The organism is Paracoccus sp. J56 (genome assembly GCF_019633685.1).
Lineage (GTDB): Bacteria > Pseudomonadota > Alphaproteobacteria > Rhodobacterales > Rhodobacteraceae > Paracoccus > Paracoccus kondratievae.
On record NZ_JAFL01000059.1, the window covers coordinates 1 to 5009 of the forward strand.

Genomic DNA, 5009 nt, shown 5'->3' on the forward strand with positions numbered 1-5009 from the left:
TCGGCACCCATGCCACGGTCGAGATCGAGGGCCGTGAGGGCACCCAGCCCTTTGACGGCATCGTCACGCAGGCGCGATGGGCCGGGGTGGGCGAGAACGGCCACCGCTATGATCTGGTGCTGCGCCCGTGGTTCTGGCTGGCAGGACGGCGGCGCAACCAGCGGATCTTTCACAACAGGACCGTGGTGCAGATCCTGCGCGAGCTGCTGTCGGACTATGCCCAGCTCGGCGATCCGGCGCTGGATGTGCAGCTGTCGCAGGACTATCCGGTGCTGGAATACACGGTGCAGTACCGCGAGAGCGACCTGGACTTCGCCCGCCGCCAGATGGAGCGGCACGGGATCAGCTTTCATTTCCGCCACGCCATGGGCAGCCATACGCTGGTGCTGACCGATGACGTTCTGGCGCATGAGACGATCGGCGCGCGGCCCTATAAAAGCTACGACGGCCACCACCAGGCCGAGGGCGAGCATTTCTGGGACTGAACGCCCGAGCGCAACATCACCACCGGGGCCATCCGGCTGACCGACTATAACTTCAAGCATCCTAACCAGGCGATGGAGGTCGACCGGCTGGGCGATGCCGCCCATGCGCAGGGCCAGATCGAGAGCTTCGACTGGCCCGGCGATTATCCGGCGCAGGACGTCGGCAAGATCGTGGCGGGCCTGCGCACGTCGCAGGAACGTGGAGCGGACCGTCGCAACCGGGCGGTGGGCGATTGCCTGAGCCTGCGGTCTGGCAAGCGGGTGACGCTGTCGGGCGACCGGATCCCCGGCACGGGCGAGAGCTACCTGTGCCTGTCAGCATCGCACCACTTCGTGTCTGAGGCCTATGGCTCGGGTGGTCAGGGCAGCGACGGCTATGCCTTTACGGGCAGCTACGTGCTGATGCCCGACACCGCGCCGATGGCACCCCCGCGCCGCACGCATGTGCCGGTGGTGCATGGCCCGCAGACGGCAATGGTGGTGGGCGAGGGCGAGATCGACTGCGACGAATACGGCCGCATCCTGGTGCGGTTTCACTGGGACCTTGATGCCGCGCATTCGATGCGCTGCCGGGTCACCCAGAACTGGGCCGGAGCAGGCTGGGGCGGCATGGTCATCCCCCGCATCGGCATGGAGGTCGTCGTCGAATTCCTCGAGGGCGATCCGGACAAGCCAATCGTCACCGGGTGTGTATATAATGGCAAGAATAAAGTGCCGTATGAGCTGCCCAAGCATAAGACAAAGGCCGTGTTTCGGTCAGATACGCATCAGGGGCAAGGGTTCAATGAGATCAGTTTCGAGGATCAGGCCGGACGGGAACGCATCTATCTTCATGCCCAGCACGATCATGAAGTGCATGTCCAGAACAACCACGCAAAGCGGGTCGATGTCAGCGAGGTCGAAAGCATCGGAAACAGCAAGTATTCCGAGATAGGCATGGACTTCAGCTTTCAGATCGGCGGCAATGCCACGACCGAGGTGGGCGCGGCGGATGTGCAGCTGGGCGCGACCAGGGCGCTGGCCGCATTCGATGACGGGCCCTTGCGACTGGCGTATGAGGCGACCTTGCCGGGCGGCCCCGACCCGTCGCGCGGGCATTACAAGCTGATCGTGGCGCAATCCCGCACCGAGGCGATCGGAACGCAGTCCACCACCCGTGTCGGGGACAGTGGCACTTTGGCCGTTGGAACGTCCTACGCCGTGAATGTCGGGTCCAGGATGTCTGTCACGACAGGCACGGATTCTTTTGAAACTGTGGGCGGCGGCCGGTATTTCCACGTCACGAAAGAGATCGACCTGCGTTGTGGTGCATCGCGCCTGCTTCTGAAAAGCAACGGCGAGATCGAATTGACCGGGGTGCACATCAAGCTGAGCGCCGACAACATAGATCTGAACGAATGATGCGTGCGCTTGATATCGTGACTGCTGGCGGCCTGCTGATTGCGCCTTGCGTCGCATTCGCCGCTGGCTGCACCCTGCCCGGTCATCCGCCCGCCAAACTGGTCGCCATGTTGTCGCCTGATTGCTTCGACGACGCGCTGCAAGTCGGAGCGGATGCCCGGTCGGCGATGGACTACGGTTTTCCCTCGCGGTTGTTCGGGCTGCTGCCCGAGGCCGAGGCGGTGGAACTGGTCGCGATGGCCGCGCAAGAAGGGGACCGCGGCTTCTTTGTCGCCGACCGCAGCATCTTGGACCATGTCGGTGCGCTGCCGGGACCGGCGGCCGACTTCGTCACCGCCTCACTGGCTCCGGCCGAGACTCTGCGGATGGGTGAGGCCAGCGCAGATTTCCTGATGGCCGTGCCGCTGTGGGGCCAGCCGGAAAATGGGCCGCTGCTGACCGGCTATTGCGCCGGACACGACTGTCAACCGACTGAAACGCACTGCCCCGACCGCATCGGTCTGGCGGACAAGCTGGCCGTGGCCAGCGGCAGCATGACGCTGCAGCAGGCCCAGGCACTGTGCCCGCCGTCCTTTGAATGGCTGCGGGCGCTTCGTCAGGCCGGGCTTGTCGATACGTCTTGCACCTCGACCATGCAGATCAACCGGACGATGGCCGATCCCGCATTGCTGGATGCGGCGTGCTATCCGCCCGACCTGTCCCTGATGGATTTGCCGGCTGCAACCTCGGCTGATGCGGTGCGCTACCTGCGCCAGCATCTGACGCATTCCCCCTTGGCACCGATCCCGGCAGGCAGCCTGGATTACATTGCCAGCCAATGGCCGGAACTGGCCGACTATCTGCAGGCCATGAACAAGCAGGGAGACAAGGACTGATGGTCGAACTGACCCACGAACAATTCGAAGCGTTCATGTCAAAGACCGATTTCGACTTTAGCACGCCTTCCGGGTGGGAGGAGTTCTTGGCCGAGCGGTCCCTGGGCGGCACCGGCCGCGATGCCGATGGGGTTCAGCTACGCGATGTCAAGAACTATGCCGTCGGCACGGCTTTCGTGAACACCATCGGCGAGCCGGCGCGCGTGCATTTCCAGGTCAGGACCCTAGGTACCGGACTGGCTTTACCGCCTGGCATTCTTTACGTTTACCATCCCGATGCGTCTTGGCGAAAGAAGGTCACGACCTTTTATGTCGGACCTCCCACCTCTTCCCTGGATTTTCGGATGCAAGCTGGTGGCGGCGGAACCCCGACCCGGCCGGAATGGGGCTCACTTTACTACATCGTCCTCAAGTCCGGCGAAATTCCCGGCCGCGGCGCGGCTCGCACCGCCGCGAACCATGCGCTGCGCGAGGCGTTCAAGCGGTCTGGCTGGTTCTTCACGCGCGGCTTCAAGCTGCTGACCCGGGGTGAGGCGGGTTACAGCGTCAGCGTCCGAGTAGGCTCGAATGAGGTGGTGCGCGACTATTTCATGCCGCAGAAGATCTTTTCCGAAGAGGCGCAAGAGCGATTACGCGAGATGGGTGAGCGGGCGGTTTCCGCTTTCGACCCCGGCTGACCCGGCCCTTGACCAGTGAAAGGCAGAAGTTCGCATGTTTAGGCGCATTGCCGCAATCCTGAGGGTCTTGGCCGAGGCCGGTCTGGGCTACGCCCTTTTCGCGCTTGGCGGGCTGGCGATCGGTGTGGGCGTGCAGATGGGTTGGTGGCTGCTGGCGGTGTTGGGGATCGCCGTGGTGTTGGCCGGGTTCTGGCTGATCGGGCTTTAGTGGAAGTGATCAAGGAAAGCGCATGACGACGCATGAAAGGCTGGGCAGTCTTCGGCTGTGCCGCATCCTTTCCATAGCCGAAAACGGCCGGCCGGTTCTGGAGGGGCCCAATGCCCGCATCCTGTGTGCCGGCCGGGCACAGGTATCCGACATCGGGAGAATGGCGGTCTGTCAGGACATTGCCGAGGTAGATGAAAGTCTGACGGTGGTGCTGGGTGCTGGGTGCTGGACGATGAGCGAAAGCCCCAGAATGACGGGGTCGTCATCATCCGCAACGGTCAGGCTTCGCTGGCCTTGTATCCCGGCGGACGCATCCGAATGACGGGGCTCGACATTGGTATCGATGCCGAGCAGGGCTTCACCGTGCTGGCCGGACGGATCGACCTCAACTGATGTGGCAACTTCAGAACCATACACCTCATGCGGCACGGACCGGGTTTTATCGCGATCACCGGGATGCGATCTTCTGGGGGCTGTGGATAAAGGCCGCCTTCATGCTGTGAGCGGACCGTCCGCCGCTGTTCCTACGAAACGGAGCGGTCTTGCACGACGGCCCCCTGAAGGCACCGGACGACCCGGAAATGCCCTTGGAGGACAGCGACCTGCAGCCACCGAAAGCGGCGGTCGATCTGCTTCTGACGGCCCGCGCCATGCAGCCCGCCACGGCAGATCCGAAGCCGATCCTGTTTCGCCTGGGCGACTGGCGACGTGATTTGCTGCTGATGCCGCCCCGGCGGCGCAACTGGTGCGGTCTGCCTACGTATGACCGCGACGCGCTGCCGCGATGCGTTTCGCTGAACGGCCGGGCATCCCATGGTGGCCCGGATCACCCCGACAACCCGCTGGGCTGCGACAACTCTGACGGCGCCGATGCGCCGCTCCCGGTGCTGATCTCGCCCGAGGATCAGGGTGCGCGGCCCGGTCGGGCTTCGGTTCCTGTGACGATCGGGGCGCTCGCTCCGCACTGGCCGGGAGGCGTGCGGTTGGCGGGAACCTATGACAAGGCATGGCAGGAAACGGGAGTGTCAGGAACTCTGTGTATCTGAGCGGGCCCATGCGGTTTTCAGATACGTTCAGGCGTCGAAGCGCCCGGCGAACATTATGGCCAGCTGATTGCGGGCCGCAACCCATTCCCGGACGGCGCGGCCGCCCTTCTCGAAGTTGCGGATGGCCAGGAAGATCAGCTTCGTGGCAGCTTCCTCGGTCGGGAATGAGCCCTTGGTTTTCAGCGTTTTCCGCAGCACCCGGTTCAGCGATTCCACTGCGTTGGTCGTATAGATGATCTTCCGGATCGCCGCGCTGAAGGCATAGAACGGCGTGACCTCGGCCCATGCCCGACGCCAGGCCGGGGCGATGGAGGGGT

General features: G+C 63.8%; 6 protein-coding genes and 1 pseudogene. 6 read left to right on the forward strand and 1 reads right to left on the reverse strand.

Translation table 11 applies throughout. The features are described from left to right. Positions 1-59: 59 nt before the first annotated feature. The 6 genes and pseudogenes from M511_RS18725 to M511_RS18750 all read left to right on the forward strand — a co-directional run bounded on the left by M511_RS18725 (position 60) and on the right by M511_RS18750 (position 4692). Positions 60-1886, forward strand: a pseudogene (locus tag M511_RS18725) (type VI secretion system Vgr family protein). Further along, positions 1883-2761, forward strand: a complete 879-nt coding sequence (locus tag M511_RS18730; protein ID WP_085503210.1) for a hypothetical protein — start codon at positions 1883-1885, stop codon at positions 2759-2761. The pseudogene M511_RS18725 and the gene M511_RS18730 overlap by 4 nt, the downstream one beginning before the upstream one ends. Next, complete coding sequence (locus M511_RS18735) at positions 2761-3438, forward strand: hypothetical protein (protein WP_085503212.1); 678 nt, start codon at positions 2761-2763, stop codon at positions 3436-3438. The genes M511_RS18730 and M511_RS18735 overlap by 1 nt, the downstream gene beginning before the upstream one ends. 34 nt (positions 3439-3472) lie before the next feature. Further along, entirely contained in the window at positions 3473-3646 is a 174-nt protein-coding gene (locus tag M511_RS18740; RefSeq protein WP_176224584.1) for a hypothetical protein, read from the forward strand. 222 nt (positions 3647-3868) lie between these two features. Then, positions 3869-4039 carry a hypothetical protein gene (locus M511_RS18745; protein WP_176224585.1) on the forward strand — a complete coding sequence of 57 codons (171 nt, stop codon included), beginning with the start codon at positions 3869-3871 and terminating at the stop codon, positions 4037-4039. A 149-nt stretch (positions 4040-4188) separates the two neighbouring features. Continuing rightward, positions 4189-4692, forward strand: coding sequence for a DUF2169 domain-containing protein (locus M511_RS18750; protein WP_139824647.1), 504 nt, complete (start codon positions 4189-4191; stop codon positions 4690-4692). A 27-nt stretch (positions 4693-4719) separates the two neighbouring features. On the opposite strand, the gene M511_RS18755 is transcribed toward M511_RS18750, so the two are convergent. Then, positions 4720-5009 (reverse strand): transposase (locus M511_RS18755; RefSeq protein ID WP_139824648.1); only part of this gene is annotated, 290 nt, incomplete at its 5' end.

Bases quoted from the DNA above. Each gene is read 5' to 3' on its own strand.
- M511_RS18730 (WP_085503210.1), top strand. From the start codon at position 1,883: ATGATGCGTGCGCTTGATATCGTGACTGCTGGCGGCCTGCTGATTGCG.
- M511_RS18735 (WP_085503212.1), top strand. From the start codon at position 2,761: ATGGTCGAACTGACCCACGAACAATTCGAAGCGTTCATGTCAAAGACC.
- M511_RS18740 (WP_176224584.1), top strand. From the start codon at position 3,473: ATGTTTAGGCGCATTGCCGCAATCCTGAGGGTCTTGGCCGAGGCCGGT.